Source organism: Ornithinimicrobium ciconiae, assembly GCF_007197575.1.
In the GTDB taxonomy this organism is placed as follows: domain Bacteria; phylum Actinomycetota; class Actinomycetes; order Actinomycetales; family Dermatophilaceae; genus Ornithinicoccus; species Ornithinicoccus ciconiae.
In genome coordinates this window covers 1,819,902-1,843,974 of the sequence record NZ_CP041616.1, presented here as the reverse complement: position 1 = coordinate 1,843,974, position 24,073 = coordinate 1,819,902, and the positions used below count along the sequence as shown (strand labels likewise).

Annotated in this window: 29 protein-coding genes; 19 read left to right on the top strand and 10 right to left on the bottom strand. The window is 68.2% G+C overall.

Translation table 11 applies throughout. The features are described 5' to 3' along the window. Positions 1–11: 11 nt before the first annotated feature. Positions 12–1,079: a tyrosine-type recombinase/integrase gene (locus FNH13_RS08375; protein WP_228266659.1), complete on the bottom strand. Its 1,068-nt coding sequence runs from the start codon at positions 1,077–1,079 to the stop codon at positions 12–14. After that, positions 1,054–1,710: a hypothetical protein gene (locus FNH13_RS19535; protein WP_228266658.1), complete on the bottom strand. Its 657-nt coding sequence runs from the start codon at positions 1,708–1,710 to the stop codon at positions 1,054–1,056. The genes FNH13_RS08375 and FNH13_RS19535 overlap by 26 nt, the downstream gene beginning before the upstream one ends. Positions 1,711–1,806: 96 nt before the next feature. Between FNH13_RS19535 and FNH13_RS08370 the strand changes: the two genes are divergently transcribed. The 15 genes from FNH13_RS08370 (at position 1,807) to FNH13_RS08305 (ending at position 11,835) form a co-directional block, all read left to right on the top strand. After that, positions 1,807–1,998, top strand: coding sequence for a helix-turn-helix transcriptional regulator (locus tag FNH13_RS08370; protein WP_143783033.1), 192 nt, complete (start codon positions 1,807–1,809; stop codon positions 1,996–1,998). Beyond that, positions 1,998–2,276, top strand: a complete 279-nt coding sequence (locus FNH13_RS08365; RefSeq protein ID WP_143783032.1) for a hypothetical protein — start codon at positions 1,998–2,000, stop codon at positions 2,274–2,276. The genes FNH13_RS08370 and FNH13_RS08365 overlap by 1 nt, the downstream gene beginning before the upstream one ends. Continuing rightward, positions 2,276–2,977 carry a hypothetical protein gene (locus FNH13_RS08360; RefSeq protein ID WP_143783031.1) on the top strand — a complete coding sequence of 234 codons (702 nt, stop codon included), beginning with the start codon at positions 2,276–2,278 and terminating at the stop codon, positions 2,975–2,977. Before FNH13_RS08365 ends, FNH13_RS08360 begins: the two co-directional genes overlap by 1 nt. 67 nt (positions 2,978–3,044) lie before the next feature. Next, positions 3,045–3,296 (top strand): hypothetical protein, encoded by a 252-nt coding sequence (locus FNH13_RS08355; RefSeq protein ID WP_143783030.1) that lies wholly within the window; start codon positions 3,045–3,047, stop codon positions 3,294–3,296. Beyond that, the gene (locus FNH13_RS08350) at positions 3,293–3,601 is read left to right on the top strand and encodes a hypothetical protein (RefSeq protein ID WP_143783029.1); all 309 of its coding nucleotides are present in this window, start codon (positions 3,293–3,295) and stop codon (positions 3,599–3,601) included. The genes FNH13_RS08355 and FNH13_RS08350 overlap by 4 nt, the downstream gene beginning before the upstream one ends. A gap of 145 nt (positions 3,602–3,746) precedes the next feature. Further along, positions 3,747–5,237, top strand: coding sequence for a terminase large subunit domain-containing protein (locus FNH13_RS08345; protein WP_202878905.1), 1,491 nt, complete (start codon positions 3,747–3,749; stop codon positions 5,235–5,237). A gap of 9 nt (positions 5,238–5,246) precedes the next feature. Then, positions 5,247–6,524, top strand: a complete 1,278-nt coding sequence (locus FNH13_RS08340; RefSeq protein ID WP_143783028.1) for a phage portal protein — start codon at positions 5,247–5,249, stop codon at positions 6,522–6,524. Further along, complete coding sequence (locus tag FNH13_RS08335; RefSeq protein WP_143783026.1) at positions 6,524–7,081, top strand: hypothetical protein; 558 nt, start codon at positions 6,524–6,526, stop codon at positions 7,079–7,081. The genes FNH13_RS08340 and FNH13_RS08335 overlap by 1 nt, the downstream gene beginning before the upstream one ends. 15 nt (positions 7,082–7,096) lie before the next feature. Then, a complete protein-coding gene (locus FNH13_RS08330; RefSeq protein WP_143783024.1) occupies positions 7,097–7,555 on the top strand; it encodes a hypothetical protein in 459 nt (152 codons plus the stop codon). A gap of 10 nt (positions 7,556–7,565) precedes the next feature. Further along, positions 7,566–7,742, top strand: a complete 177-nt coding sequence (locus tag FNH13_RS19040) for a hypothetical protein (protein ID WP_165700063.1) — start codon at positions 7,566–7,568, stop codon at positions 7,740–7,742. 103 nt (positions 7,743–7,845) lie between these two features. Further along, positions 7,846–8,724 (top strand): phage major capsid protein, encoded by an 879-nt coding sequence (locus tag FNH13_RS08325; protein ID WP_143783022.1) that lies wholly within the window; start codon positions 7,846–7,848, stop codon positions 8,722–8,724. Positions 8,725–8,726: 2 nt separating this feature from the next. Continuing rightward, the gene (locus tag FNH13_RS08320; RefSeq protein WP_143783021.1) at positions 8,727–9,056 is read left to right on the top strand and encodes a hypothetical protein; all 330 of its coding nucleotides are present in this window, start codon (positions 8,727–8,729) and stop codon (positions 9,054–9,056) included. Next, a complete protein-coding gene (locus FNH13_RS08315) occupies positions 9,053–9,430 on the top strand; it encodes a DUF6093 family protein (protein WP_143783020.1) in 378 nt (125 codons plus the stop codon). Before FNH13_RS08320 ends, FNH13_RS08315 begins: the two co-directional genes overlap by 4 nt. Before the next feature lie 733 nt (positions 9,431–10,163). After that, on the top strand, positions 10,164–10,742 hold the full coding sequence (locus FNH13_RS08310) for a hypothetical protein (protein WP_143783019.1): 579 nt from the start codon (positions 10,164–10,166) through the stop codon (positions 10,740–10,742). Between the two features lie 142 nt (positions 10,743–10,884). After that, positions 10,885–11,835, top strand: coding sequence for a 5,10-methylenetetrahydrofolate reductase (locus FNH13_RS08305; protein WP_228266657.1), 951 nt, complete (start codon positions 10,885–10,887; stop codon positions 11,833–11,835). 3 nt (positions 11,836–11,838) lie between these two features. Here the strand turns inward: FNH13_RS08305 and FNH13_RS08300 are convergent, their stop codons facing one another. Both FNH13_RS08300 and FNH13_RS08295 read right to left on the bottom strand, forming a co-directional pair. Beyond that, complete coding sequence (locus FNH13_RS08300) at positions 11,839–12,099, bottom strand: hypothetical protein (RefSeq protein ID WP_143783018.1); 261 nt, start codon at positions 12,097–12,099, stop codon at positions 11,839–11,841. After that, on the bottom strand, positions 12,096–12,362 hold the full coding sequence (locus FNH13_RS08295; protein WP_143783017.1) for a hypothetical protein: 267 nt from the start codon (positions 12,360–12,362) through the stop codon (positions 12,096–12,098). The genes FNH13_RS08300 and FNH13_RS08295 overlap by 4 nt, the downstream gene beginning before the upstream one ends. Before the next feature lie 68 nt (positions 12,363–12,430). Here FNH13_RS08295 and FNH13_RS08290 point away from each other — a divergent pair, with 68 nt between their 5' ends. Continuing rightward, positions 12,431–13,891 carry a DUF1731 domain-containing protein gene (locus FNH13_RS08290; RefSeq protein WP_143783016.1) on the top strand — a complete coding sequence of 487 codons (1,461 nt, stop codon included), beginning with the start codon at positions 12,431–12,433 and terminating at the stop codon, positions 13,889–13,891. Positions 13,892–13,913: 22 nt separating this feature from the next. Here FNH13_RS08290 and FNH13_RS08285 read toward each other — a convergent pair whose 3' ends face one another. After that, positions 13,914–14,438, bottom strand: coding sequence for a YbhB/YbcL family Raf kinase inhibitor-like protein (locus FNH13_RS08285; RefSeq protein WP_143783015.1), 525 nt, complete (start codon positions 14,436–14,438; stop codon positions 13,914–13,916). Between the two features lie 62 nt (positions 14,439–14,500). Here FNH13_RS08285 and FNH13_RS08280 point away from each other — a divergent pair, with 62 nt between their 5' ends. Beyond that, entirely contained in the window at positions 14,501–15,235 is a 735-nt protein-coding gene (locus FNH13_RS08280) for a GNAT family N-acetyltransferase (protein WP_143783014.1), read from the top strand. A gap of 90 nt (positions 15,236–15,325) precedes the next feature. On the opposite strand, the gene FNH13_RS08275 is transcribed toward FNH13_RS08280, so the two are convergent. Together FNH13_RS08275 and FNH13_RS08270 are read right to left on the bottom strand one after the other, a co-directional pair. After that, positions 15,326–16,300, bottom strand: a complete 975-nt coding sequence (locus FNH13_RS08275; protein WP_228266656.1) for an endonuclease/exonuclease/phosphatase family protein — start codon at positions 16,298–16,300, stop codon at positions 15,326–15,328. Next, complete coding sequence (locus tag FNH13_RS08270) at positions 16,293–16,754, bottom strand: HIT family protein (protein ID WP_143783012.1); 462 nt, start codon at positions 16,752–16,754, stop codon at positions 16,293–16,295. The genes FNH13_RS08275 and FNH13_RS08270 overlap by 8 nt, the downstream gene beginning before the upstream one ends. Positions 16,755–16,843: 89 nt before the next feature. Between FNH13_RS08270 and FNH13_RS08265 the strand changes: the two genes are divergently transcribed. After that, the gene (locus FNH13_RS08265; protein WP_143783011.1) at positions 16,844–17,176 is read left to right on the top strand and encodes a cupin domain-containing protein; all 333 of its coding nucleotides are present in this window, start codon (positions 16,844–16,846) and stop codon (positions 17,174–17,176) included. Between the two features lie 19 nt (positions 17,177–17,195). Here the strand turns inward: FNH13_RS08265 and FNH13_RS08260 are convergent, their stop codons facing one another. After that, positions 17,196–18,827, bottom strand: a complete 1,632-nt coding sequence (locus FNH13_RS08260; protein WP_143783010.1) for a DUF7937 domain-containing protein — start codon at positions 18,825–18,827, stop codon at positions 17,196–17,198. Positions 18,828–19,019: 192 nt separating this feature from the next. Between FNH13_RS08260 and FNH13_RS08255 the strand changes: the two genes are divergently transcribed. Then, entirely contained in the window at positions 19,020–20,726 is a 1,707-nt protein-coding gene (locus tag FNH13_RS08255; protein WP_143783009.1) for a serine/threonine-protein kinase, read from the top strand. Positions 20,727–20,805: 79 nt separating this feature from the next. Here the strand turns inward: FNH13_RS08255 and FNH13_RS08250 are convergent, their stop codons facing one another. Further along, entirely contained in the window at positions 20,806–22,926 is a 2,121-nt protein-coding gene (locus FNH13_RS08250; protein ID WP_143783008.1) for a S9 family peptidase, read from the bottom strand. A gap of 68 nt (positions 22,927–22,994) precedes the next feature. Then, entirely contained in the window at positions 22,995–23,942 is a 948-nt protein-coding gene (locus FNH13_RS08245) for a DUF808 domain-containing protein (protein ID WP_143783007.1), read from the bottom strand. Between the last annotated feature and the right edge of the window lie 131 nt (positions 23,943–24,073).

The window sequence follows — 24,073 nt, the reverse complement described above, 5'->3', positions numbered from 1 at the left end:
TCAGAGGCCTGTCAGGCCTCCAGAGTCCGCAACGAGTCCGCACGAGCTGCCAGAACGTCCGCGACGGCAGAGCGTGCGGACTCGTCTGCATCCGGCCACAGATGACCGTAAGTGTTGAGCGTCGTCGTCGCGTTGCCGTGCCGGAGGCGCGTCTGAACGACCTTCACGTCCAACCCCTTGCCGATGAGCAGGCTTGCTAGATAGTGCCGCAGGTCGTGGAACCTGAACCCGTCCGGCAGGCCCTCGACGTCGCCACGGTGGGCACGCATCGCCCGCTCGATCGCCCAAGGTGAGGTCGCCCGTCCAATCTCGTTGGTGACCACCGTCGTGGCACCGAAGGTCTCCACATTCCTGGACAGCAGCAGCGCCAGCTCGTTGGGGATCGGCACCGGCGTCCTGGAGATCTCGGTCTTCAGCGGCTCGCTCGGATACTGGATCTCCGGCGACACGATGCCGCGCATGAAGTCGACGTCGGAGACCCGTAGGGCCGCGGCCTCCGAGACCCGCAGACCGACGAACGCACCGAGGAGCACCGCGGGCCGCAGGTGAGCAGGGAAGGCGTCATAGAGGCCCCAGACCTGATCTGTGGTGGCAACGTAGGGCCGTTGCTGACCCTGGGCCGGCGCGGTCCTCCTGGAGCACGGCGACCGCGGGATGATGCCGTCATGCACGGCGTCACCCATGACCTGGGCCAGCCGCCGATAGATCGCATACGTCGTCGACGGCGCGTAGGTCTGTCGGAGCTGGACCGTCCAGCTCTTGACGTCTGACGGCTTCACCGCCGAGAGCCTGGTCGTGCCGAAGTGCTCCTTGATGACCTTCACGTGAACGGTGGCCTGCCGGACGGTCGATGCCCGCCTGGTGCCGTAGCCGACTAGCCACAGGTCGCACCACTCCCCCACCGTCAGCTTGGCCGTCTTCGGGTCGACGTAGGTCCCGGTGACGACCGACGTCGTGACCTCGTCCAGCCACCGTTGCGCGTCGACCTTGCGCTGGAAGTGCCGTGCGTGCTCCTTGCCCGCGTCGTCCCGGTAGCGGGCGCGCCAGACCCCGTCAGGACGTTTCTGGATGCTCGCCACTGCTGGCCCTTCCTCCCGCTCCGCCCTTCTTGCCGAACCGCCCGGACTTCGCCGCACGATCCCCCACGACCGCCCCCGGCGCGTTGTCAGTTGGCGACTCATCCTCGCCCAACCCCTTCAAGAGGTAATGCGAATCGCCAAATCGCTCCTCCATGTACTCCTCGATCGCGTCCTTGTAGGGCTGACTCGCGATGCGATCCGCCTCCGCGATGGTGACGTGAAATCCGGGGAGCGCTTCTTCCAGCCGCTCCAAACCGAAAGCGCGTGCCCGGTTGAGCCGCATCTTCAGGTTCCCCTTCACCGAGACGAACGCCTCCACGTTGAGTCCGAGATTGTTCCGCACCTTCTGCGCTGAGACGAGTTCCTGGAACAACTGGTCGATCAGTTCGCGCTCCTCCGATGGCGCGAACAGACTGACCACTGATGAGCCGAAGATGTCTGCCAAATCCTTGGCTTCCATGAGCCTGAGCGGCCGCTCCCCCTTCTCCACTGACCACACGGTTGCCTGCGACCACTTGTGACCGCGGTCGCGCATGACCTCGGCCAGCGCCTGCTGACTCATGTTCCCTCGCATAGCAACGACGTTGCGTCCGACCGTCTCCTCGCGGGGGTCTCGTTCCTTGTTCACCATAACCAACACGCTACACGCGTTGGTAGTTGATGTCCACTAGATGTTGTGGTTGACTACGTATCGAAGTTACCCGCGACTAGCAACGAGGATGGAACCATGAACGACCTACTCACCGTGCCGGAGGCTGCCGAGGTCCTGCACATCCCCGAGGCCACACTCAGGTACTGGATCCACCGGGGCGACACCGGACCGCGCAGTTTCAAACTTGGCCCTCGCCGCCGGATGTACAAGCGCGAGGACGTCCTCGCCTGGATGGAGGCGCAATATAACGCCGAGGAGGCCGTCTGATGTGGGCCATCTGGGACCGCAAGGACCGCTTCTTCATCACCGTCCCGATGACCCGACGCGAGGCCGAGGCGTGGCAGACCGAGCACCTTCTCCCTCGCTACGTCATCAAGCGCGTGACGACCGAGGATGCAAAAGGCCCTGACCGGAGCGGGAACTCCAGCCAGGGCAGCGACAACTACTTGGACGCAGGTGTCGACGGCGACGTTACCGCAAGCATACCCCGCGAGGGTATCCAGCACCACGACGGACGCGCACCCGATGACCCCCGGATCGCCTAGTGGACCGCGCCCTCCCCGGTCGGATGATCGACCTGATCCGGGACGGCGTACACCCCGCCACGCTCAAGGCCAAGGGCAACAAGGCGGTGTGGTCCGCGCTGATGAAGACCGCGATCAGCGCCCAGCTCCGCGGCTGGGACTCGATGGAGTGGCAAGCGCTACTCGACGAGCCGAAGTCGCACCTGGGTCGACAGATGCGGCTCCGCGACGGCCACAAGCCCATCGCCAAGAAGACAGTCCAGCGCACGATGGACAACGCCTGGGACAAGGCCTGGGAGTGGCGCACGAGCCGCCCGGACGCCTGGAACAAGGAGGAGGTGGCCGAGGAGGCCAACCGGCGCGCAGACGCGCTCCAGGACGTCATCGCCGACGCGAGCCGCGATCTCACGGACAACGAGCGTGCCGTCGTCTCCTACGCGATCGAGGAGACACGCGCCCGCGGACTGCTCCGGGTGCCGATGCCCTGGAGGTCCGTGCAAGAAGCCCTTGGACTTGGGGAACGAGCGACCAAGAACGCCATCCGCAACGCCGAGCGCAAGGGCTTGATCGTCCTAGAGGTCGCTGGCAAGGCTTCACCCGTCGAGGGCAAGAGACGAGCCAACCTCTATGGCCTACCCCCTGCAACAGCCACCCCCTCTATGTGCCGGGGAACCCGGCCTATGGGACCCCCTGCCCAGACCTATGGGACCCCCGCTGCCTAGCGCTCTATGGGACCCCCCGCCATACCTATGGGACCCCCACGAACTACAAGACCAAGGAGGCATCCTCATGAACGACCCCCGCCCCGACATGACCCTCGACCACTACCGGGACGCCGTGGCCATCTGCCGCGCCACACTCCGCGACGACCAGCCCGGACTCCTCGCCATCGTCGAGAACGCCGACATCGCCATGACCTTCCAAGCACTGGTCCGACTCCACCTGTCAGGACTACTCACCCAGGCCGGCGGACACCGGGACATCGTGGACGGCTTCCTCGCCCGGTTCCTGGCCCAAGCCACCAGCCTGGAGGACGTGTGAGCCTCCGCCCCTGCCTGGACTGCGGCGTCCCCACCGAGGCCGACCGCTGCCCCGAGCACACCACCTACAGGAGCCACGACCTGCCCCCATCTGCCCGAGGCTATGACGCCGCCTGGTCCCGGCTCTCCCGACGAGCACGACGACTCCAACCGTTCTGCTCGGTCCCCGGATGCGCGGACACCGACCTCACCGTCGACCACACCCCGGAGGCCTGGGCACGGCACGACATCGGCCTGGAGGTCCGCCTGGAGGACGTCCAAGTGCTCTGTCGGTCCCACAACTCACAGAAGGGAGCAGCGCGATGACATGCACGGTCGGCCGAGCGAACGAGCGACGCTGGGCGCGACCGGACGACGACACCACCCGGAGGAGACCCGCCCCGGAGGGCCAAGTACCGCCGGCGAAGCCGCACACAGAGTTGAGAATGGCTCTCACATCGGAGGAGATCCGGTGAGTACCGGGATGAAGGTGGGCCGCAAGGGCAACCTGACCAACGGGGACGTGCCGCTCCCGTTCAAGCCGCGGTCAGCGGTCGAGTCCGAACGGTTCTATGCCTTCGCCCGAAAGTTCCTGCTGACCCCGAAGGGCACCGGGGCCAAGATGCCGCTGAAGATCCACGAGTTCCAGCGCGGCATCGTCTCGGACGTCCTGGACTCCGGCGCGAGGACCGTCGGCGTCATGCTGCCCCGAGGCTCGGGGAAGACCACGCTGAACGCCGCTATCGCGCTATACGTCCTGTTCTGCTGGGGAGAGGGTGCCAACGTCGTCGTCGTGGCCGTCGACGAGCGGCAGGCCGGTCTAGCGTTCAACGCCGCTCGCCGGATGGTCGAGCTGAACGACGACCTCTCCAGCCGGGTCCACGTCTACCGGGACCGCCTGGAGCTGCCGCTCACTGACTCCACGTTCCGCACGCTCCCGGCGTCCCCTGCCGCGCTTGAGGGCCTTGACATCGTCATGGGAATCTGCGACGAAAGCGGCGTCATCTCCCGTGACGTCTTCGAGGTCGTCCAGCTCGCACAAGGCAAGCGGGAGCGGTCCGTCGTGGTCGCCATCGGCACGCCCGGACCGGACCCGCACAACAACGTGCTAGCGGATCTCCGGCTGTACGCCGAGCAGAACCCCGACGATGCATCGCTGAGATTCCGAGAGTTCTCCGCGGCCGGCTTCGAGCATCATCCCGTTGATTGCTCGCACTGCTGGGACCTGGCTAACCCCGCGCTCGAGGCCGGATTCCTGCACCGGGACGCGCTGGTCGCTCTGCTGCCGCCGAAGACCCGCGAGGCCACGTTCCGGCGTGCTCGGCTCTGCCAGTTCGTCACGGACACCGACGGCGCGTTCCTCCCCGCTGGCACCTGGGACTCCCTGGAGGTCCGCGAGGGCATCGAGGACGGCACAGACGTCGTGCTCGCCCTCGACGGGTCCTTCTCCGACGACACCACTGCTCTCCTGCTCGGCACGGTCGCCACTGAGCCGCACTTCGACGTGCTGGCCGTCTGGGAGCGGCCACCGGGTGACGACTCCTACCGGGTGCCGGTCTCCGAGGTCGAGCAGGCCATCCGGGACGCCTGCCGACGGTGGAACGTCGTCGAGATCATCGCTGACCCGTTCCGGTGGACCCGGACCCTGCAAGCACTGGAGGCCGAGAGCCTGCCGGTCGTGGAGTTCCCCCACTCACCCGCCCGTCTGACCGCTGCAACGGGTGACCTGTACTCCGCCGCGATCAACCAGCGGATGACCCACTCCGGAGATCCCCGGTTGGCCGCTCACGTCGGCGCTGCGGTCATCACCGAGGACGCCCGCGGCATCCGACTGTCCAAGGCCTCACGGTCCCGCAACGCCCGAAAGATCGATCTAGCGGCCTGCCTAGTCATGGCTCACTCCAGAGCCACCTGGAGGGCCACCCGCAAACCCACCCGGCGACGTGTCGCCAGCTTCAACTAGGAGATCCATATGACCAACCTCGCCCTGATTCCCATGCTCCAGCGCGTCGACGAGAAGGCCGCGACCTACTCGACCTTGACCGCCTACTACGAGGGCCGGCAACCGCTGACCTTCCTATCCCCCGAGGCCCGCGCCGCGCTGAACAACCGACTCTCCGCGGTCAGCGTGAACATTCCCCGCCTGCTGGTCGACTCCATCGCTGAACGGCTCCGCGTGACCGGCCTGTCCCGGCCCGACACCTGGGCCGACTGGACCGCCAACGGCCTGGACACCATGCACCGCATCGCCCACCGGGAAGCCCTGCTGCTCGGTGAGACGTTCGTGATCGTCTGGGCCGCCCCGGACGGCTCCCCGAGGGTCACCGTCGAGTCCGCCACGCAGATGGGCGTGACGACCGACCCCGCGACCCGTCAGGTCACCGGAGCGGTGAAGCGCTGGGAGGACTCCACCGGCACCCACGCGGTCCTGTACGGAGCCGATGAGATCACCCGCTGGACCTCCCCGAGCACCGGCGCGACAACCGGATTCCGGAAGGTCGACACGCTCCCCAATCCGCTGGGCGTGGTCCCGGTCGTGTGGCTGCGCAACGGGGACCGTCTGGTGAACCGCGGGATCTCCGAGATGACCGACGTCCTCTCCCTGACCGACGCGCTGGTCAAGCTCACAACCGACATGCTCACCGCCTCCGAGTACGCCGCCCGCCCACGCCGCTGGGCATCCGGCGTCGAGCTGACCGAGGACGCCGAGGGGAACGTCGTCAACCCGTTCCCCGAGACCGACCGCATGATGATCAGCGAGGAACACGAAACCAAGTTCGGTCAGCTCCCCGGTGCCGACCTGTCCGGATACGAGAACGCGGTCGGCGTCATCATGCGCCAGATCAGCGCGGTCTCCGGCCTGCCCGAGCACCTGCTCGGCATCGGCGGCGACAACCCGACCTCCGCCGACAGCATCCGTGCCTCCGAGGCAGCGCTCACCGCCCGCGCCGAGGCCCGACAGGGCACCTACGGCAAAGCCTGGTCACAGGTCGCCCGACTGATGGCCGGAGTCCGGCACGGCGTCGACCCCGCGAGCGTCGAGGTCTCGGTCTCCTGGGCCGACCCCTCGACCCGCTCGGTCGCCCAAGAGGCCGACGCCATCGTCAAGCTGCACGCTGCTGGTCTGCTGCCCACCACCTACGCGCTCCAGCGGCTCGGCTACGACTCAACCGAGATCAAGGCCATCCGCACCGCCCGCCGCGCCGAGGCCCTGGACACCGCCGGGGTCGACCTGGAGGCCCTGCTCTGATGGCCTACCTGGACACGCTGCACGACCTCGCAACCGACACCGAGGACAAGGTCTGGACCGTCGTCCAGTCCTGGCAGAACCACGAGATCGACCGTGCCGAGGCATCCGCCCTGATCGCCGCCATCATCGCGGTCGCCAACCGACGCGCCACCGCCCTGGGAGACCTATCAGTCGCCGCGACCATCACCGTGGGCACGCGGTCCCCGGTGCCCGCGGTCGGGGTCAGCGCACCCGATGACGTAGCACGGCTCAACAGGGCCGCTGGGACGCTGCTGGACGCTCTGGAGGACACACCGGACCCCGAGGCCAGAGCACGCCGCCTGGGACGCTCCGAGCCGCTACAGAAGGCCTCAGACGCACGCTCCGAGGCGATCTCCCGCTCCCCGCAGGTCGAGGGTTGGACACGCAACCTCAACGGCGACACCTGCCAGCTCTGCACCTGGTGGCACCGCGACGGTCGAGTCTGGCCCAAGACCCACACCATGCCCCGTCACAAAGGCTGTGACTGCACCCAATCCCCCATATTGGTCGACCGGGTCAAGCCGGTCTCCCGCTAAGAGAAGGAGAACATCATGACTGACAAGATCACCGAGCAGAACCCCGAGGTCGAGACCGACGAGGAGATCGTCGAGATCCCCCTCGACACCGAGCAGACCGACCCGCCCGAGGACGAGCAGACTCCCGAGGTCGAGGTCGACGAGGACGACCCCGAGACCTTCCCCCGTGAGTACGTCGTCAAGCTCCGCAAGGAGAGCGCGACCTACCGGGACAAGGCCAAGAAGGCCGAGGACTACGCCCGCGAGCTGCACGCCGCCCGCGTGGCCGCTACAGGCCGTCTGGCCGACCCCAGCGACCTGGACTTCGACGAGGGCCACCTCGACGACCTGGGACGACTGAACGCCGCTATAGACGACCTGCTGAACCGCAAGCCACACCTTGCGAGCCGCACGCCCCGAGGGGACGTGGGACAGGGCATGTCCGGGGCCACCGATACGGTCGACCTGGCCGGAATCCTCCGGTCACGAGCCTAGGAGCAGAAAAATGGCACTCAATGGAAACCCCGTCGCATTCGCCCAAGCAGCGCAAGCCGAGGCTGAAGAGGCGAGGGAACTATTCACTTTGAAGGGTGACGCTGCGCAAGCCAAGTTGGCTGAGGCGGTCGCCAACCTGTCGTGGGCCGTGGCGGTCATGGCTGACCGTCAGGGGATGAACAAGTAGATACCCCCATAGGGTATAATGAAGGGGAGTCGCCTGGCGCGGCTCCCCTTCGTGGCTCCAGACGAGCGCGTGACAACTTCCGCACTCACTCCTGGAGTCCCTGATGGCCGTTTCCACCACCACCGCCCCCGAGCTGACCGCCGAGCAGGTCCAGACTGTTCTGGTCAAGCCCCTGGAGGCCGCTTCCACCTTCCTTGCCTCCGGCGTCCGGATCGTCGACACCGCTGGCCCGCTCCGCCTCCCCAAGCTGGGAGCCGCGACCTCGCCGGCATGGTTCGCCGAGAACGCGCTCATCACCCCGGAGGTCGACCCCACGTTCGACGAGGTCGCTCTTCTGCCCTCGACCATCAAGAGCGTCAAGACCCTCACGCGCTTCTCCAATGAGCTGGCGCGTCAGTCGGTGATCTCCCTGGACGCCGCGCTCAAGGAGCGTCTGGTCAAGGACGTGGCCGACACCATCGACGCGCAGTTCTGGTCCGCTTCCAACGGCGCGACCGCGACCATGCCCAAGGGCATCCTGAACTACGCCGGCCAGTCCATCACGTCCGTGGGCGCGCTGACCCTGGACCATCTGCTCGACGCCGAGGCCCTCGCCCTGGCGGCCAACGTCAACCCGGCCAATCTGAAGTGGGCCATGACGTCCCGCGAGCTGACCGCGCTCCGCAAGGTCAAGCAGGGCACCGGCTCCAACCAGTACGTGCTCCAGCCGGACCCGACCCGCGCCGGTGGCTATGTCATCTTCGGCAAGCCGGTCATCGTGACCAACCGCCTCCCCGACACCACCGGCGCCCCGGACACCGGGAACCTGGTCCTGGCCGACTTCTCGCAGATCGTCGTGGCCCGTGACCAGAACCCCACGGTCAAGCTGCTCGACCAGACCTTTGGTGACTACGACCAGATGGCCCTGCGCGTGACCGCCCGGTACGACGTGGCCCCGCTCAACGACGACGCAATCGTCAAGCTCACGGGGATCACGGTCTGAGCATGCTGGTCCTGCCAGTCGACGTCCTGACCTGGCTCGGCATCACACCTGCCGGGCCGGGTCAGGACCTCGACCAGATCGAGGCGCACCTGGTGACGGCCACGGCAATGGTCAAGGCCTACACCCGCGACGGTGGCTTCGACACCGTCACCGGGGAGCCGGCCGACGACATCGCCGCGGTCATCATCTCCTGCGCTGCTCGGTCCTACCGGAACCCCTCGGTCGACCGCACGCAGACCGTAGGGCCATTCCAGACCACACCTGGGACCTTCGGAGGCTGGACTCTGCCCGAGCTGGCCGTCCTGCACCGCTACCGGGTGAGGGCACAGTGAGACACCGGGAGCTACGTCGGTTCGTCGACTCGGTCATGGCCTGCGAGGGCCGGCTCCGGGAGGTCATGGGCGTGGGCAGCGACGACAACGGCTTCCCCATCACCATCTACGAGACGCGCTACGAGGGCCGCTGCCTGATCTATCCCGCGGACCGGGACGCCCGAGTCGTCGAGGTCGTGGGCAGCTCGGTCCCCATCGCCCGCTACACCGTCGTGTTCCCCGCCGGGACGAGCGTGGAGATCGGCTACGTCTTCGACGTGACCAGCTCCCCGGACGCTCCCGAGGTCGTCGGTCCGGTCTTCCGGATCTCCGACGCTCCGGTCGATGCCTGGTCGGTCGCCCGACAGTGCATCGCTGAACACGCGGGCACCTAGACCGGCGTCAACCTCACCCCTGCCTAGGTTCACCATGATGCTGGGCAGACCAATGGGAAGGATGGCAGGCTAGGTTACCTACCCCGAGACCCTGCCAGCGCCGACGACAGTCCCCTCCAGGGATCACCTGGAGGGGACTGTTCTAGTCCGCAAAAAGTCCGCAAGAGGTCCGCAAGAGGCCAATCAGTGCCAACCTTCCCCGACCGCAAACCCGCAGGTCAACCCACCTTCGCCCATTCCAGCCAATCCCAGCACATCATGCGGCACGTGTCCGAGATGTACTTCGACATCTAAGCCTTGCCCGTCACGCACGTGGCCCCTGACCTGCGAACATCGCAATCAGGGGCCACGTGCGTTTGTCGCTGGTGCGCTCTCGTCGGTCAGTGGGAGGCGGTGAACCACTACCGCGGGTGCGCGTGGTCGGCCTCCTGCGCAGCGGCGTCGCGGCGCACGCGCGGAATGCCGTTGCGGCTAGATCCAGCCGAGCGCCCGAAAGCTCTCCCGGGCGAAGTCGCCCACCGATGCCGACTCCGCCAACTCCTGCCGGGTGAACCAGCGACAGTCGGACTTCCTCACCGTCCGGCGTCGGCAGCGGGGCCACGATGCGCGCGGTGTAGGCAATGGAGACATAGGCCGTCTGTGGATGCCGCCGACCTGGTGACGGAGCGGAACTGGGTCGACGCGCTGAGCCCTGATCTCCGACACTGACGGTGTCATCTGCCAGAGTGCTCCCATGTCTGCGTCCGCCACTGAGTCCGACGAGCCGTCGGCCTCTGTTGAGTCGGCAGAGACCGCCACGATGCCTCCGCCCCCACGGGTGGACCTGCACACCTCCCCGATAGCGCCGGTCATCGTCGATGCCGCCCACGCGGCGATCGCCCGGGCCACCGCCCGCGAGGTGGCGGTCCACGAGGCCTATGAGCGGGCACGCAATATCCTGCGCGCCCGCAACCGCAGGCGGGCCCTGGTGCAACCGACCCGTGAGATGTTCAGCACCCCGGGGAGACTGGACGTGCACGCAGGGCGGTCCCTGCCGTCATACGCCTGGGGAGTCCCGGTGTCTCGACGGGGCCAGCTCATCGCCGTGATCTGTCCCACGGCGAGCGCCATCACAGCTCAGATCCGCACCGCGCTGGCCCGGACCCTCATCGTGGTGGCCTCCCACGACGAGCAGGAGCGGATCCGCCGGACCTGCGAGCCGGGACAACGATTCGTGATGATCTCGGCCCGGGTGCCCGAGCCGGCGCACGAGGAGATCGTGGAGGTTGCCCGGCGCACCCCGGTGAGCGCGGCCACCCCACCGCGGATCTGAGCCCTCCAGTCAGTCGGGGCGCAACAGTCGGTCGCCACACGCAGGTGGCAGACAGCGGTCCTGTGTCGGCGCCGGACCGCTGGCCTCCGTGCTGGGGCGGCCCGGCGACGCAGTAGCGTGGCCCTCCGAAGGAGGCACAGGTATGGCGACGGTGAGGGAGCAGGATCCAGCGCGTGGCTTCGGGGACCGGCTGAGCGAGCGGAGCCGTCCGCTGCGCCTCTTCAGCATCACCCCGCCCCGACGGGCGACCACTCCGGAGGACCTGACCCGCATCGCGGACGTGACCCTGGAGCGGGTGCGCGACCTGGAGCTGGACGCGCTGGTCCTCTATGACATCGAGGACGAGTCGGACCGCAACCCGGCGCTGCGCCCCTTCCCCTTCGTCGCCAGCCTGGACCCGGCACGCTTCCACGCCGACTATCTGCGCCGGTGGGACCGCCCGGTGATCATCTATCGCTCGGTCGGCAAGTACGACCCCACCGAGCTCAAGGGCTGGCTCGCCGGGCAGGACCCCGCGCTGGTGGCCACCGTCCTGGTCGGTGCCTCCTCGCGCGACTCGGCCGTCCGGACGCGGTTGACCGAGGCCCAGTCGTTGTGGCGGGACACCGGCAGCGTCGTGCCGCTGGGCGCCGTGGCGATCCCCGAGAGGCACGCCCACCACAACGATGAGCACGACCGCATGCTGGCCAAGCAGGCCCTGGGCACCTCGTTCTTCGTGACCCAGGTGGTCTATGACCTGACCTGGGCCAAGGACCTGGTCTCCGACTACGCCTATGCCTGCCGCGGGCAGGGTCGCGAGCCGGCCCACGTGGTCTTCACCCTGTCGGTGTGCGGCTCGACCCGGACCCTGGAGTTCCTGCAGTGGCTCGGGGTGCACGTGCCTCGGTGGCTCCAGAACCAGCTGGAGCACGCCGAGGACCCGCTCAGCGACTCCTACGAGCAGTGCACCGGGATGGCACGCGAGCTGGCGCAGTTCTGCCGCAGGCTGGACGTGCCGTTTGGTTTCAACATCGAGAGCGTGTCCAACCGTCGCGTCGAGATCGAGGCCACCGTGCGACTGGCCCAGCACGTCCGCGACCTGCTGGCCGGGTGATCTTCAGCTGTCGTCGGGGCTGCCCAGCCGCGGTTGCGGACGGGTCAACGCCATCACGCCGATGGTCAGGTTGATGATGGCCAGGGCCAGGAGCAGCCAGTCGAGGAAGCCGGCGTCGTCGGCGAGCAGACCGATGACGGCCACGACTCCCAGCGCGACGCCGATGACGATGTAGAGCCAGGCCTGGCGCTTGTTGCGGGCGGTCTGCTGCCGCGTGAGGGTCACCGGCTCCTGCTCGGGCTGCGGATCGGGGGTGTCGGTCACGGGGTCCTCCTGGCCTGGTTGGCAAAGGGGTCAAGGGTCTTGCGGGACTGCCGGATCGCCGACACTCCCATGACTGCGTTGGCGACTCCCAGCGCGATGAAGATCCAGTTGAACAGATCACCACGGGTGTCGCCGACAAAGCCGAGGACACCGAGCAGCACGAACAGCACGCCCAGCCCGACATAGAGCCAGCCGTTGCGCTTGTTGTGGGTCGGTTTCTTCTGCGGAGGCGGCGGTGGGACCTGCCCGTTCTCGAACGTCATGACTCCAGCCTGCCATGCACCCGGCATCGAGTGCATGACTGCACCCCCGGGCGTGGTTGGCTGGGGCCATGACCTGGCAGCGCACCCTCCGCCACTACCTCGCGATCCCGGCCGATGAGTTGTGGGGTGTCGTGGGTGACCCGACACGCTGGCCGGCCTGGAGCCGCGCCATCAGCTCCTTCACCCTCGAGCCCGACGAGCCGCACACGTATGACGGAGCGCCCGTCTCCCACACGGTCGCCGTCGTCGAGACGCAGGCGGCGCGCGTCACCCCGGGACGCCGGGGTCACTACCTGCCTGCCCGCGGCTGGGCGGCGGCCCTGCACGGGCGCACTGCCGGTCCGTTGCGGATCACCGACGTCACGGACGGCAGGTCCTTGGCCTTCGAGCAGCCGGCCCCCCGTGGCGGCACCCGGGTGCGCTGGACGCTGCACCCGCACGAGGAGGGCGGCACCACCCTTGAGCAGCAGGTGACCGTGTCCGGCCCGGCGACTGCCGCCATCGTGGCGAGCATCGGCAAGGACCTGATCGCTGACTGGCCGCAGGCGGTGACCCGGCTGCACCGGCTGTTGCGTCCCCACCCCGACGCGGAGCTGCTCAAAGTCGTGGTCGCCGGCGGGTCCGGCACGCTGGGGCGCAGCCTGTGTGCGGACCTGTCCACCCGCGGCCACGACGTGGTGGTCCTGACCCGGCGGGTCGATCCCGGGTTGCCCCACCGCCAGGTGGAGTGGGACGGGCTGACCCTGGGCCCGTGGGTGCACGAGCTTGCGGACGACCCCGCACGGACCGCGGTGGTCAACCTGGCCGGCCGTCTCGTCGACGTGCGCCCGACCGCGGCCAACATCGCCGACCTGCGGGACTCCCGGGTCCAGGCGACCCGGGCTCTCGTGGTGGCCAGCCAGGAGCTGGCCACTCCCCTGGCCCGGTGGCTGCAGGGGTCCACGACCGCGATCTGGTCCGACGCCGGCGAGGCGCGGCTCACCGAGCGCTCACCGCTGCCGACGGGAGCGGCAGCCCTGCCGCAGATGACCGGCGTCGCCCAGCCGTGGGAGGGGGCCGTGCAGGGCGCCAACGCCGAGCACATGACAGTGCTGCGCACGAGCATCGTCCTGCAGGACGGCTCTCCCGCCCTGGACCGCCTCACCCAGCTGACCCGGGTCGGTCTCGGCGGGCGGGTCGGTTCGGGTCAGCAGTGGTTCAGCTGGATCCACCTGCAGGACTGGCTCGCGCTCGTCCGGGCCAGCCTCGCACTGGAGCCGGAGGTGGACCTGCCTGACGGCATACTCGTCGCGGCAGCCCCACACCCGGTGCGCAACGAGGAACTGATGGCGACCCTGCGCAAACGGTTGCGCCGTCCAACGGCTCCCCCGACACCGGCGCCGCTGGTGCATGTCGGCGGGGTGGTGCTGCGCACCGATCCCGCACTCGGCCTGACGGGTCGGCACGCGACGTCCGCGCTGACGACGGATGCCGGGTTCGAGTTCACCCACCCGACCCTGGACGGGGCGCTGCGGGACCTGACCGGCTGATCTCGCAGGCAGGCCCGTGCCCTCAGTGCTGGTAGGTGCCGGTAATGATCGCCCGGCCGAGGGTCTTGAACGCCAGGTTGAAGGAGACGACCGCGGGTGAGGCGTCGGCGGTGACGCCCAGGGACTCCTCGCCGACGGCGTGCACGACGAAGAAGTAGCGGTGCACCTGGTCACCCTCTGGCGGCGCAGCACCCCCGAAGCCAGCCTCGCCGCCGTCGTTGCGGACGTGGAAGGCGCTGCCCGGCAGCTCGCCCGCGGCAGCTCCGGTCTCCAGCGCGGTCACGTCCGCCGGCAGGTCTACCAGCACCCAGTGCCAGTAGCCCGACGGGGTCGGCGCGTCCGGGTCGAAGCAGGTCACGACGAAGGACTTGGTGCCCTCCGGGATGTCGGACCAGCTCAGCTGCGGTGAGATGTTGTTGCCCAGTGCGGCCACCTGGTCGTCCTTCAGCGGCTGCCCGTCGGTGACGTCGGCGCTGGTCACCGTGAACGAGGGCACTGCCGGCAGCAGGTCGTAGGGATCGGGCGTGACGGGTCGATCGAGGCTCATGCTTGCGAGGCTATCCACTGGTGCCCGGTTCGGCCAGGCGGGGTGCCGATAGCCTCGGGGGTGTGAAAGGGAGCACACAACAGACCATCCGGCGTGCCTGGGCCCAGTTGCTCGGCGTCGCTGAACTGGGCACCGGGCCGGCAGAAGCCGCAGAGTCGGGCGCGGACTCCGCTGTCCCGACGTCCGGCACGTTCCCACGGCTGGTGCGTGAGGTGGCGGAGGCGGAGACCGTCTCCTTCGTGCGAGTCTTCGGTCAGGGCATCCTGAGCGGACCGCGGTGGGCACTTGACCGGGCGAGCACCGTGCCCGACGACCAGCTCGCGCTGCTCCCGGTCCTGATGAGCCTCGCCGCCGACCACGGCGCCCGACCGTTGGGGTCCGCCGAGCTGTCCTACACCGACGACCGGGTCGAGCACGCGGACCTGCCGATCAGCCAGGACGGGGCCGCCGTCGCCGCCCTGGAGGCGGCGTGCTCTGACGAGGACGTCGAGGAGGTCGGGCTGAGCAGCATGCCGCACCGCTGGATCCTGCTGGACGCTCCCGACGGCGAGCCGCTGGCCGGGTCCGGCTATCTGGTGTGGGCCGATGCCCTGGCCCACATGGGCGTGCTGACCAGCTCGAAGGCGCGCGGCCGGGGCTATGGGGTGCTGGCCGCGGCGGCCGGCACCAACGCCGCGCTCGACGCCGGACTGGTCCCGCAGTGGCGGGCCCGGTGGGACAACGAGGCGTCCAAGCGCCTCGCGCAGGTGCTGGGCTATGAGTTCGTCGGGACGCAGACCACGGTCTTCATCGCCTGACCTCTGTGTGGGGAGGTTTGGTCCCTTCACACCTTGGCACTGCAGGACATTGCCGGTCGCCCGCTGAGGCGGAAACTGTCCCGGCACCCGTCACTCGCTGACGAGGAACTCCAGCCACAGCGGGTAGTGGTCACTGATCCGCCAGGACATCTGCTGCTTGTCCAACCCAGACCCGGTGAGGACATGGGGCAGAAAGTCGACATTGCCACCGACCTGGTCGAACTCCAGCCCCTCGAGCCGCGAGACCGTCGTGCCGTCCGCCAGCGTCGGCGTGAACCACGAGATCTGGTCATAGAAGTGCCGATCGAAGTCGTTGTCGAAGATCGTCCGGTGCACGTCGTGCAGCACCGCCGGCGGGGACAGCCCGGTGGCGAAGAACGCCTGCCACAACGGGTCCTCGTAGCGGTCGATGTTGAAGTCTCCGAGCACCATCAGGTTGCGGTTCCAGTCCTTGGGGCGGTCGGCCCAGCTGCGCATCCACTCCGCGAACGCAGTGAGCTCCGGCAGCCGGTCGTCAGGTCGCTTGCCCCACAGCACATGCACGGTCGTGAGGATGAACTCCACCCCATTGCGCACGAACCCCGCGGCATAGGGGGTGCGGGCAAACTGCTTCACCTCGCCCTCAGCGTCCGCGGGCAGCACGATCTCCCCGACCAGACCGGAGGGTTGCACCCGGGTCGCGTCATAGATGTAGGCCAACCGCTCGTCATTGCCCTTGTCGCCCTCGGTCACGTCCGAGGCGATCACCCGGAAGTCGTCCCCCAGCAGGGACAGGATCGCAAACAGCGCGGAGGTGTCCCGCCGGGTCTCCTGGATCGCGGTCACGTCGAAACGCCGGATCACCTCCGCCAGGGCCGCCATGGAGTGCCAGTCCCGCTTCGGTGAGTCGCCGTCCGTCGCGGTCCACTTGTCGGTGTAACCACCCAGGTGGCGGATGTTCCAGGTGCCGATCAACAGGTTGTCGGGGGTGCGGGGCACCAGTTGCGCCTCGAGCGCGCTCCGCAGCCCGGCCAGGTCCGCGGCGACGCCGTCAGGGACCGGGTCCGGCGGGCGCACGTCACTCACGCTGATCTCCTTCTCGTATGCCGTCCGCCCCGGTCTGGTCGGTGAGGGCGGCCCGCAGCCGGTCGGCATACTCGGTCATCTCACCGTCCTCATAGGTCGTCCGCGGCCAGAAGAATCCACGCAACCCGTCGCCCTTGGTGCGGGGCACCACGTGCACGTGCAGGTGCGGGACGGACTGGCTGACCGTGTTGTTCAGCGCCACAAAGGAACCCGTGCAGCCCAGCGCTGTCTTGACAGTCGCGGCCATCAGACGGGCTGCGGAGAAGACCGGCTCGAGCAATGGGTCGGGCAGGTCGGTCAACGTCTCGACGTGGTCCCGCGGCACCACCAGGAGATGGCCCTTGAAGACGGGACGCCGGTCCAGGAAGGCCAGCACCTCAGGGGTGTCCAGCACGATCTCCGCAGGCTCCTGACCGCGGATGATCGCGCAGAACTGGCAGGCACGTTCCGGCACCTGCCCAGCATGGCAGACAGCGACGCGAAGTGGTCTGGGCGGCACTCACGCCGCTCACCCAGCACGAGGACGATTGGTAGGGTGCGACCATGGAGTCCACCTCTGTGGTCAAGCTCATCGACGAGCAGCTCGCGAAAGCACACGCGGCCAGTAGTGGGCGGGCGGCGGTGACACTTCATGGCGGACACGACCACGACCTGCGACAGACGCTGATCGTGCTGGTCGAGGGCAGATCGCTCAATGAGCACGAGACACCAGGCGAGGCGACGTTGCAGGTCCTGCGCGGTCAGGTCCGCCTCGGCGCTGGTGATGACGTCTGGGAGGGCAGCGCCGGCGACTTTCTGGTGATCCCGGCGGCCCGACACGATCTGGCCGCTCTCTCCGACGCAGCGGTCCTGCTCACCGTCGCGACCCGCGCCTGACGTCAGTCGGAGCACCTGGTTAGTCGACGACGCGACCAGAGGTGCTCGTCGGCAGCAGGTTGCCATAGCGCCGGTTCACCGAGCCAGGGACCGCCAGCATCAGGACGATGACGACCGGCACCGTGAGTCCCACCAGGAGGGTGGCCGGTTCGGTGAGGTCAGCGTCGATCGCCGCCAACGAGACGACATAGATCAGCACCGAGACGGCCGCGAAGATCACGGCGATCATGCGGCCCACCGCGGGATCCTCCACGAGCTTGTTGCGGGCGACACCGGCCACGATGGCTGTCGCCGCGCCCCACAGCCCGATCCAGACCAGAGCACCGACGCCGATGCCGGAGCCGCTGAGTTGGATCGCCCCGAACAGCCCGATCACACACATGACCGCACCGCCGACCATCCACAGGACCATGACACCGGCGGCCCACTGCAACCAGCGGTCCGCAGGGTCCGGGGACATCTGCATCAGGCTCGCCAGCCCGGGAGCGGTCGCGACGGTGGCGCCTGCCAGCAGCAGGGTGAGCCCGACGTCGGCACCCCCGGACACCAGGAGCATCGCCGCCAGCAGGGCCGCCCCAAAGACGATCAGCGCCGCCCACTCCGCCGGCTTGTGCTCGCGCAGGCCCATGACGAACCAGGCTGCCAGCAGCGGGATCCACCCGACGGTGATGAACAGGATGACTGCCAGCATCCCGTCCACCCGTCCGAGCTCCACGATCCCGCGCAGCTGCCACAGGGTCAGCACGGCACCGAAGACGAGCAGCACCATCGCGGTCTGACGGGCGGTGCTCGCCTCCGGGAGCGGCGCACCGATCTGGACCGCGAGGATGGCCGCCACCAGCCCGATCGCCACTGATGGCCCCATCACCGACTCCTCGGCGAGCATGCGGATCATGGCGATCACAGCCAGGACTGCCAAGGGTGCGACGAGCACCGCCTGCAGCACGCGGGGCTCGATCGGCAGCTCCAGCGTCCTGACGTTGTCGGCGAAGAAACCGATCGCGGCGGCCACGGCCACGAGCAGCAGCGCCAGCAGCGCCCAGCCGTTGCCAGCCGCGGCGTTGCTCTCGGTGGCCCCCCACAGTCCGAGGGCGGTGAGCTCCCACGGTTTGATCAGCGCGATGATCACCAGCACCAGGACAGCACCGGCCCGCAACGCCGGTCCGGGGTTGGACCGGATCACGTCCCCGAGGTCTCCGGACCCGGCCAGGGAGGTCCTCGGCGTGGCCAGGGAGGTGCTCGGCGTGGCCAGCTGGCCCGTCTCTGCGGAGGAAGCCGGTGTCGTGAGCGAGACCCAGTGCTCGTGCGACTCGTTCCCCGCCACTGCCGGGGCGCTCACCCCAGATGGACTGTCCGGTGCAAGCTGCTGGGAAACCGCAGCCCCCGGGTCCCAGGGCTGGGGGTTCTGCGGCTGCACCGAGTCGTGGTGCGCCCCGCCTGGTGCCTGTCCACCCGGCTGCTGTCCACTCGGCTGCTGGTCGGTCGGCTGCTGGTCGGTCGGCTGCTGGTCGGTCGGCTGCTGGTCGGTCGGCTGCTGGTCGGTCGCGGCCGTCAGCGGCGAGCCGCAGTTGCCACAGAACCGGCCATCACCGGCCGGCGATCCGCAGGAGGTGCAGAAGTTCATGGTGGGCTGGCTCCCCTCGATAGGCACGTGGCGGATGACACCAGATCACTGTCGCGCGAGTGTCGTGCTTGTGTCGCGCGAGCGTCGTGCCTGGACCGCGCGGGGCCGGGTCGCGACACAAGCGCGACTGCAACGCGACACGGATGTGGTGCTCTGTCAGGGCCAGTGTCCACGGACCGTGTCCCTGCGTCTCAACTTCAACCTGCTCGAGGGGTCCCTATGAGTGAACAGTCCATCGTGGCGTTGATGAGTTCCGGTGTGCCTCTGCGGTCACAGGCGACGGTGGCGGTCGGTCGGGCCGTCGCCCATCAGCTGGTCGCGGCGCACGACCAGGGCATTGCGCACGGTGACGTGGGGCCGCACACCGTCTTCGTCACGGTGTCCGAGCACAACGAGGTCGGCGCCGTCACCCTCGCAGGCCCCCATCCCCAAGAACGACCGTCGAACTGGCCAGCAGCACCGGAGCATGGAGTCAGGGCGCCCCAGCCGCCCGAGGACGTCTACAGTCTGGGCCAGCTGATGCGAGCACTGGATGGCTACACGGGCCGGAACACCACCTCTGGACCATCGTCAGCCCTGCCCTTGATCGTGACCTCGATGATCGCCGACGACGCGTCCCGTCGCCCCACCCTGCAGCACGTGCTGGAGGCGCTGGGGGAAGCCCCACCCAGCGACCCCGGGCCACTCACCATGCCGCTGCCCGTTGCCGCCTCGATGGCGCCAGCGTCCGTCCCGCCTGCGGCCGCCAGTGCACACGACACGGCCCCGGTGGCACCTGCCGCAGCGATGACAGCATCGTCCTCGCAGCCACCGCACAGCGGCGCTCGCCGTGCTCCGGTCGTCCTGGGACTCGTCGGTGCCCTGGTGGTCGCCGCCGCTGCCGGCGGCACCTATTGGTGGCTCAACCAGCCAGAGGACACCCCCACGACCTTCCACAGCGCGGGTGGACGCGAGGACCTGCTCGGCTCCGAGGATGGTGCCGTTGCCGACGAGGCTGCCCTGACCGACGAGGAGCCCGCACCCGTCGAGCCAGCCGTGCAGCCGACTCCGACCAACGACAGCGAGCCCCTCGCGGAGGCACCGCTGGCTGACAGCCCCGACACCGGGTCGGGCGCCTCAGGATCCAGCTCAGGCCATCAGGCTTCGGACGGCACCGGCGCCGGCAGCTCAGACACCGGCAGCTCAGACTCTGGCGGTTCGGGCTCCGGCTCCTCAGGCACCACGCCTGGCACCACGCCCGCCCCACCGGGCGGCTCGTCGACCAACCCGGCCCCTGGCACGGACGCGGCCGCTTTTGACTCGGCATACTGTCGCGACCGGGGCTCCTTCGTGGCCCTGGCCGACACCGACTCCTTCCGCGCGATCATCTGCGACAGCTATGGCTCGCTGACCTATCACGGACTCAATCGCGGGGACGGACTGACCATCACCACCCCCGCGGTCGCGACGTCCTACGGCTGGTCGGGCGTGGTCGACGGGGGTGGCTCCTATGACGTCTCCTCCGGGGAGGTGCGGGTCATGCAGGGCAGCACCGTGCTGGCCAGTGAACCCGTCCACACGTTCGTCGACAGCTCAGACTTCGGCAGCTTCCGGCCCGGTGATCTCGACGTGAGCCAGCAGATCTCCTATCCCGACTGTGACGGCGCTGGTGTGGTGGTTATCGACAGCTTTGTGGGTTCTGATGTCGCCGACCAGGTGCAGGCATCCTTGGACGCGCACCCTGGGTCTGCCTACCTGCGCACGGACCTGTCGTGCGACAACTTCAACCGTCCGTCGGCCTCCACGGGCGCAGCCAACATCTACGCGACCTACCACTGGGTCGGCTATGACACGGACTCAGTCTGCGAGGTCGCCGAGTCCGTCGGCGGCTACGGCTACTGGCTCCGGGACGGTGTGGAGTCTGGCAACACCATCGACTGCAGCTGAGCACAGTTGCGTCGTGCCGCACGGCGGCGCGAACTCAGCCCGCGCGAACTCAGGCGGCGCGAGCTCAGGCGGCGCGAGCTCAGGCGGCGCCCAGCTGGTCGATCAAGAAGGCGATCTCAAAAGCGGTCTCCCGCCACGCGTCATACCGGCCCGTCTTGCCACCGTGGCCGGCGACCATCTCCGTCTTGAGCAGGATCGGTCGGTGCGCCGGGTCGGAGGTGACCGTCTCACGCAGTCGCGCCACCCACTTGGCCGGTTCGACATAGAAGACCCGGGTGTCGTTGAGACCGGTGGTCGCCAGGATCGCCGGATAGTCCACCGCCCTGATGTTCTCGTAGGGGGTGTAGGAGCGCATGTACTCGTAGACATCGGCATGCTCCAGGGGGTTGCCCCACTCCTCCCACTCCCCCACCGTCAGCGGCAGTGAGGGGTCCAGGATCGTGGTCAGTGCGTCGACGAAGGGCACCGCAGCGTGCACCGCGCGGAACTTCTCCGGCGCCAGGTTGAGCACGGCACCCATCAGCAGGCCACCTGCCGAGCCACCGGCGGCACCGAGCCGGTCCGGGGCGACCCACCCCGAGGAGACCAGCTCGTCGGCGCAGGCGATGAAGTCGGTGAAGGTGTTCTTCTTGTTCTCCATGCGACCGGCTTCGTACCAGCCCCGACCCATCTCCCCACCGCCGCGGATGTGGGCGATGGCGTAGACGATGCCGCGGTCGAGATAGGACAGCCGCGACACCGAGAAGTAGGGGTCGATGGAGATCTCGTAGGAGCCGTAGCCGTAGAGCACGCCGGCCGCGGTCCCGTCCGCGACCACGTCCTTGTGCGCCACCAGCGAGATCGGCACCTGAGTGCCGTCGGCGGCGGTCGCCCAGAGGCGGTGCTGCACATAGTCGTCCGGGTCGAAATCACCGAGGACAGGCTGCCTCTTGAGCAGCGTCAGCTCACCCGAGCCCAGGTCGAGGTCGAAGACCGAGCGAGGCGTCACCAAAGACTCGATGACCACCTGCAGCGTCCCGGTGTCGTAGGCCGGATTGCTGCCGGTGTCGATGCTGTAGACAACCTCCTCGACCGGCACCTGGTAGCCCGCACCCACACCGGTGTCACTGGTCGCGTCCAGCGGCAGGACCAGCACCTGGGACAGTCCGTCGGTGCGCAGCGAGACGGCCAGGTGGGTGGCGAAGGCCTCGACTGCCGCGATCCGCTGCCCGTCCCTGCCCGGTATGACGGTGCTCCAGTCCTGGGCCGACCTCCCCGACAGCGGTGCCCGGGCCAGCTCGGAGTCGCGGTGGTTGCGGTTGTGCACGATCCACAGGGTGTCGCTGGCGACCTCCACGGCATACTCCACGCCCTCCTCGCGGGGGGCGACCACCTGGAAGTCACCCAGCGGGTCGCTGGTCGGCAGCAGGTGGTACTCGGTGGTGTTCTTGGTGCCCAGACCGATGAGCAGGTGCGTCTCGTCACGGGAGGTGTCCAGGCCCATCCAGAAGCGCTCGTCGTCCTCCTGGAAGACCAGCACATCGGCGGTCGCCGGGTCCTGCGAGCCGATCTCGTGGCGCCACACCTGGTAGGGACGCCAGGCGTCGTCGACCCGGGTGTAGAACAGGTAGCGCCCGTCGGCCGACCAGGCCAGGCCGTAGCCCACCCCGGTGATGCCGGGCTCGGTGACCTGGCCGGTGCTCAGGTCCTTGATCCGCACGTCAAAACGCTCGTCGCCGCTGGTGTCCACGGAGTAGGCCAGCTGCATCGCGTCGTGGCTGACCTCGAAGCCGCCATAGGACAGGAAGGACTCGCCCTGTGCCTCCTGGTTGCCGTCCAGCAGGATCTGCTCCTGCGCGGGGACCCCGTCAGCGGCGACCTCGGGCCGGTCGGGACTGTCGGCCACGGCGATCCGGGAGTGGATGGCGTACTGCTGTCCCTCGACGGTGCGCGAGTAGTACCACCAGTCGCCGTGCCGCACCGGCACTGACAGGTCGGTCTCCTGGGTGCGGGTCTTGATCTCGGTGAAGACTGCCTCCGTGAGGTCACCCAGATGACTGGTCATCGCCTCGGTATAGGTGTTCTCAGCCTCGAGGTGTGCGATCACCTCGGCGTTGGACTTCTCACGCAGCCACTCATAGGGGTCGCTGACGTTGTCACCATGGTGCTCCCGCACATGCTCGATCCTGGCTGCGACGGGAGGGGTCGGGGTTTCAGTCACGGGCCGAGGCTACCTGTCGAGGGTGACGGCACCCAACGCGTGCCGGGCCACGTTCCCGCGCTACCCCCTCAGTGCACGGGATCCTTGCGGCCGATCGGCAGCAGGTGCATGACCGCCACGAGGACTGCACCCCACAGCAGTCCGAGGAGCGCGGAGAAGAAGGTGTTCGTCAACCAGGACAGCGCACCGCTGATCGCCGGCACCCAGCCGCCGACGATGCCTTCGAGGTGGTGGACCCAGTCATAGATCGGGGAGAAGCCCAGATCGTTCATGCCGACCAGGATGATGTGGCCACCGACCCAGAGCATGGCGACGATGCCGACGCTCGACAGCACGCTGAGCACGACCGGCATGGCCTTGACCAGACCCATCCCGAGCTTGGTGGAGAACTCGCTCTCGTTCTCGGCCAGTCGCAGCCCGATGTCGTCCATCTTGATGATCAGGGCGACGGCGCCATAGACCAGGGCAGTGATGCCAAGCGCCACCACGATCAGGATGATCAGGCGGCTCACGAAAGGTTCGTCGGCCACCTCGTTGAGGGCGATGACCATGATCTCCGCAGACAGGATGAAGTCGGTCGTGATGGCGCCGCGCACCATCTTGTCCTCCTGCTCCGGCCCCTGCTCAGCGGCGGGGACGTCGGCCTTGTCCTTGTGGTGTCCGGCGAGCACCTCGTAGACCTTTTCTGCCCCCTCAAAGCACAGGTAGGAGCCACCGAGCATCAGGATCGGGGTCAGTGTCCAGGGCACGAACTGGCTGAGCAGCATGATGGCCGGGAGGATGAACAACAGTTTGTTGCGGATCGAGCCGATCGCGATCTTCTTGATGATCGGCAGTTCGCGCGCGGCCTTCGCCCCGGTCACATAACGCGGCGTGACCGCGGCGTCGTCGACGACCACACCGAGGGACTTGACCCCCGCCCGCCCTGCCGCAGCGGCGACATCGTCGACAGAAGCGGCGGCGATCCGCGCGATCGCGGCGATGTCGTCCAGCAGGGCGACGAGGCCCCCAGCCATCAGTGACCCCCCGCCCGGGTCAGGGCTGTCGGGCTGGCTGCACGCAGGATTGTCGTCGACACAAGCACCAAGGTTAGTGGCATTTCCGTCGTCGGCTTGCACAAGGCGAGGACGAGCCACGGTGCGCCTAA

What these genes read in the sequence shown, in the direction of transcription:
- FNH13_RS19040 (WP_165700063.1), top strand. Translation starts at nt 7,566, where the DNA reads ATGGCACTCAATGGAAACCCCGTCGCATTCGCCCAAGCAGCGCAAGCC.
- FNH13_RS08265 (WP_143783011.1), top strand. Translation starts at nt 16,844, where the DNA reads ATGGAGTCCACCTCTGTGGTCAAGCTCATCGACGAGCAGCTCGCGAAA.
- FNH13_RS08295 (WP_143783017.1), bottom strand. Translation starts at nt 12,362, where the DNA reads ATGACGTTCGAGAACGGGCAGGTCCCACCGCCGCCTCCGCAGAAGAAA.
- FNH13_RS08305 (WP_228266657.1), top strand. Translation starts at nt 10,885, where the DNA reads ATGGCGACGGTGAGGGAGCAGGATCCAGCGCGTGGCTTCGGGGACCGG.
- FNH13_RS08320 (WP_143783021.1), top strand. Translation starts at nt 8,727, where the DNA reads ATGCTGGTCCTGCCAGTCGACGTCCTGACCTGGCTCGGCATCACACCT.
- FNH13_RS08330 (WP_143783024.1), top strand. Translation starts at nt 7,097, where the DNA reads ATGACTGACAAGATCACCGAGCAGAACCCCGAGGTCGAGACCGACGAG.
- FNH13_RS08310 (WP_143783019.1), top strand. Translation starts at nt 10,164, where the DNA reads ATGTCTGCGTCCGCCACTGAGTCCGACGAGCCGTCGGCCTCTGTTGAG.
- FNH13_RS08325 (WP_143783022.1), top strand. Translation starts at nt 7,846, where the DNA reads ATGGCCGTTTCCACCACCACCGCCCCCGAGCTGACCGCCGAGCAGGTC.
- FNH13_RS08285 (WP_143783015.1), bottom strand. Translation starts at nt 14,438, where the DNA reads ATGAGCCTCGATCGACCCGTCACGCCCGATCCCTACGACCTGCTGCCG.
- FNH13_RS08245 (WP_143783007.1), bottom strand. Translation starts at nt 23,942, where the DNA reads ATGGCTGGGGGCCTCGTCGCCCTGCTGGACGACATCGCCGCGATCGCG.
- FNH13_RS08365 (WP_143783032.1), top strand. Translation starts at nt 1,998, where the DNA reads ATGTGGGCCATCTGGGACCGCAAGGACCGCTTCTTCATCACCGTCCCG.
- FNH13_RS08335 (WP_143783026.1), top strand. Translation starts at nt 6,524, where the DNA reads ATGGCCTACCTGGACACGCTGCACGACCTCGCAACCGACACCGAGGAC.
- FNH13_RS19535 (WP_228266658.1), bottom strand. Translation starts at nt 1,710, where the DNA reads ATGGTGAACAAGGAACGAGACCCCCGCGAGGAGACGGTCGGACGCAAC.
- FNH13_RS08340 (WP_143783028.1), top strand. Translation starts at nt 5,247, where the DNA reads ATGACCAACCTCGCCCTGATTCCCATGCTCCAGCGCGTCGACGAGAAG.
- FNH13_RS08370 (WP_143783033.1), top strand. Translation starts at nt 1,807, where the DNA reads ATGAACGACCTACTCACCGTGCCGGAGGCTGCCGAGGTCCTGCACATC.
- FNH13_RS08355 (WP_143783030.1), top strand. Translation starts at nt 3,045, where the DNA reads ATGAACGACCCCCGCCCCGACATGACCCTCGACCACTACCGGGACGCC.
- FNH13_RS08290 (WP_143783016.1), top strand. Translation starts at nt 12,431, where the DNA reads ATGACCTGGCAGCGCACCCTCCGCCACTACCTCGCGATCCCGGCCGAT.
- FNH13_RS08255 (WP_143783009.1), top strand. Translation starts at nt 19,020, where the DNA reads ATGAGTGAACAGTCCATCGTGGCGTTGATGAGTTCCGGTGTGCCTCTG.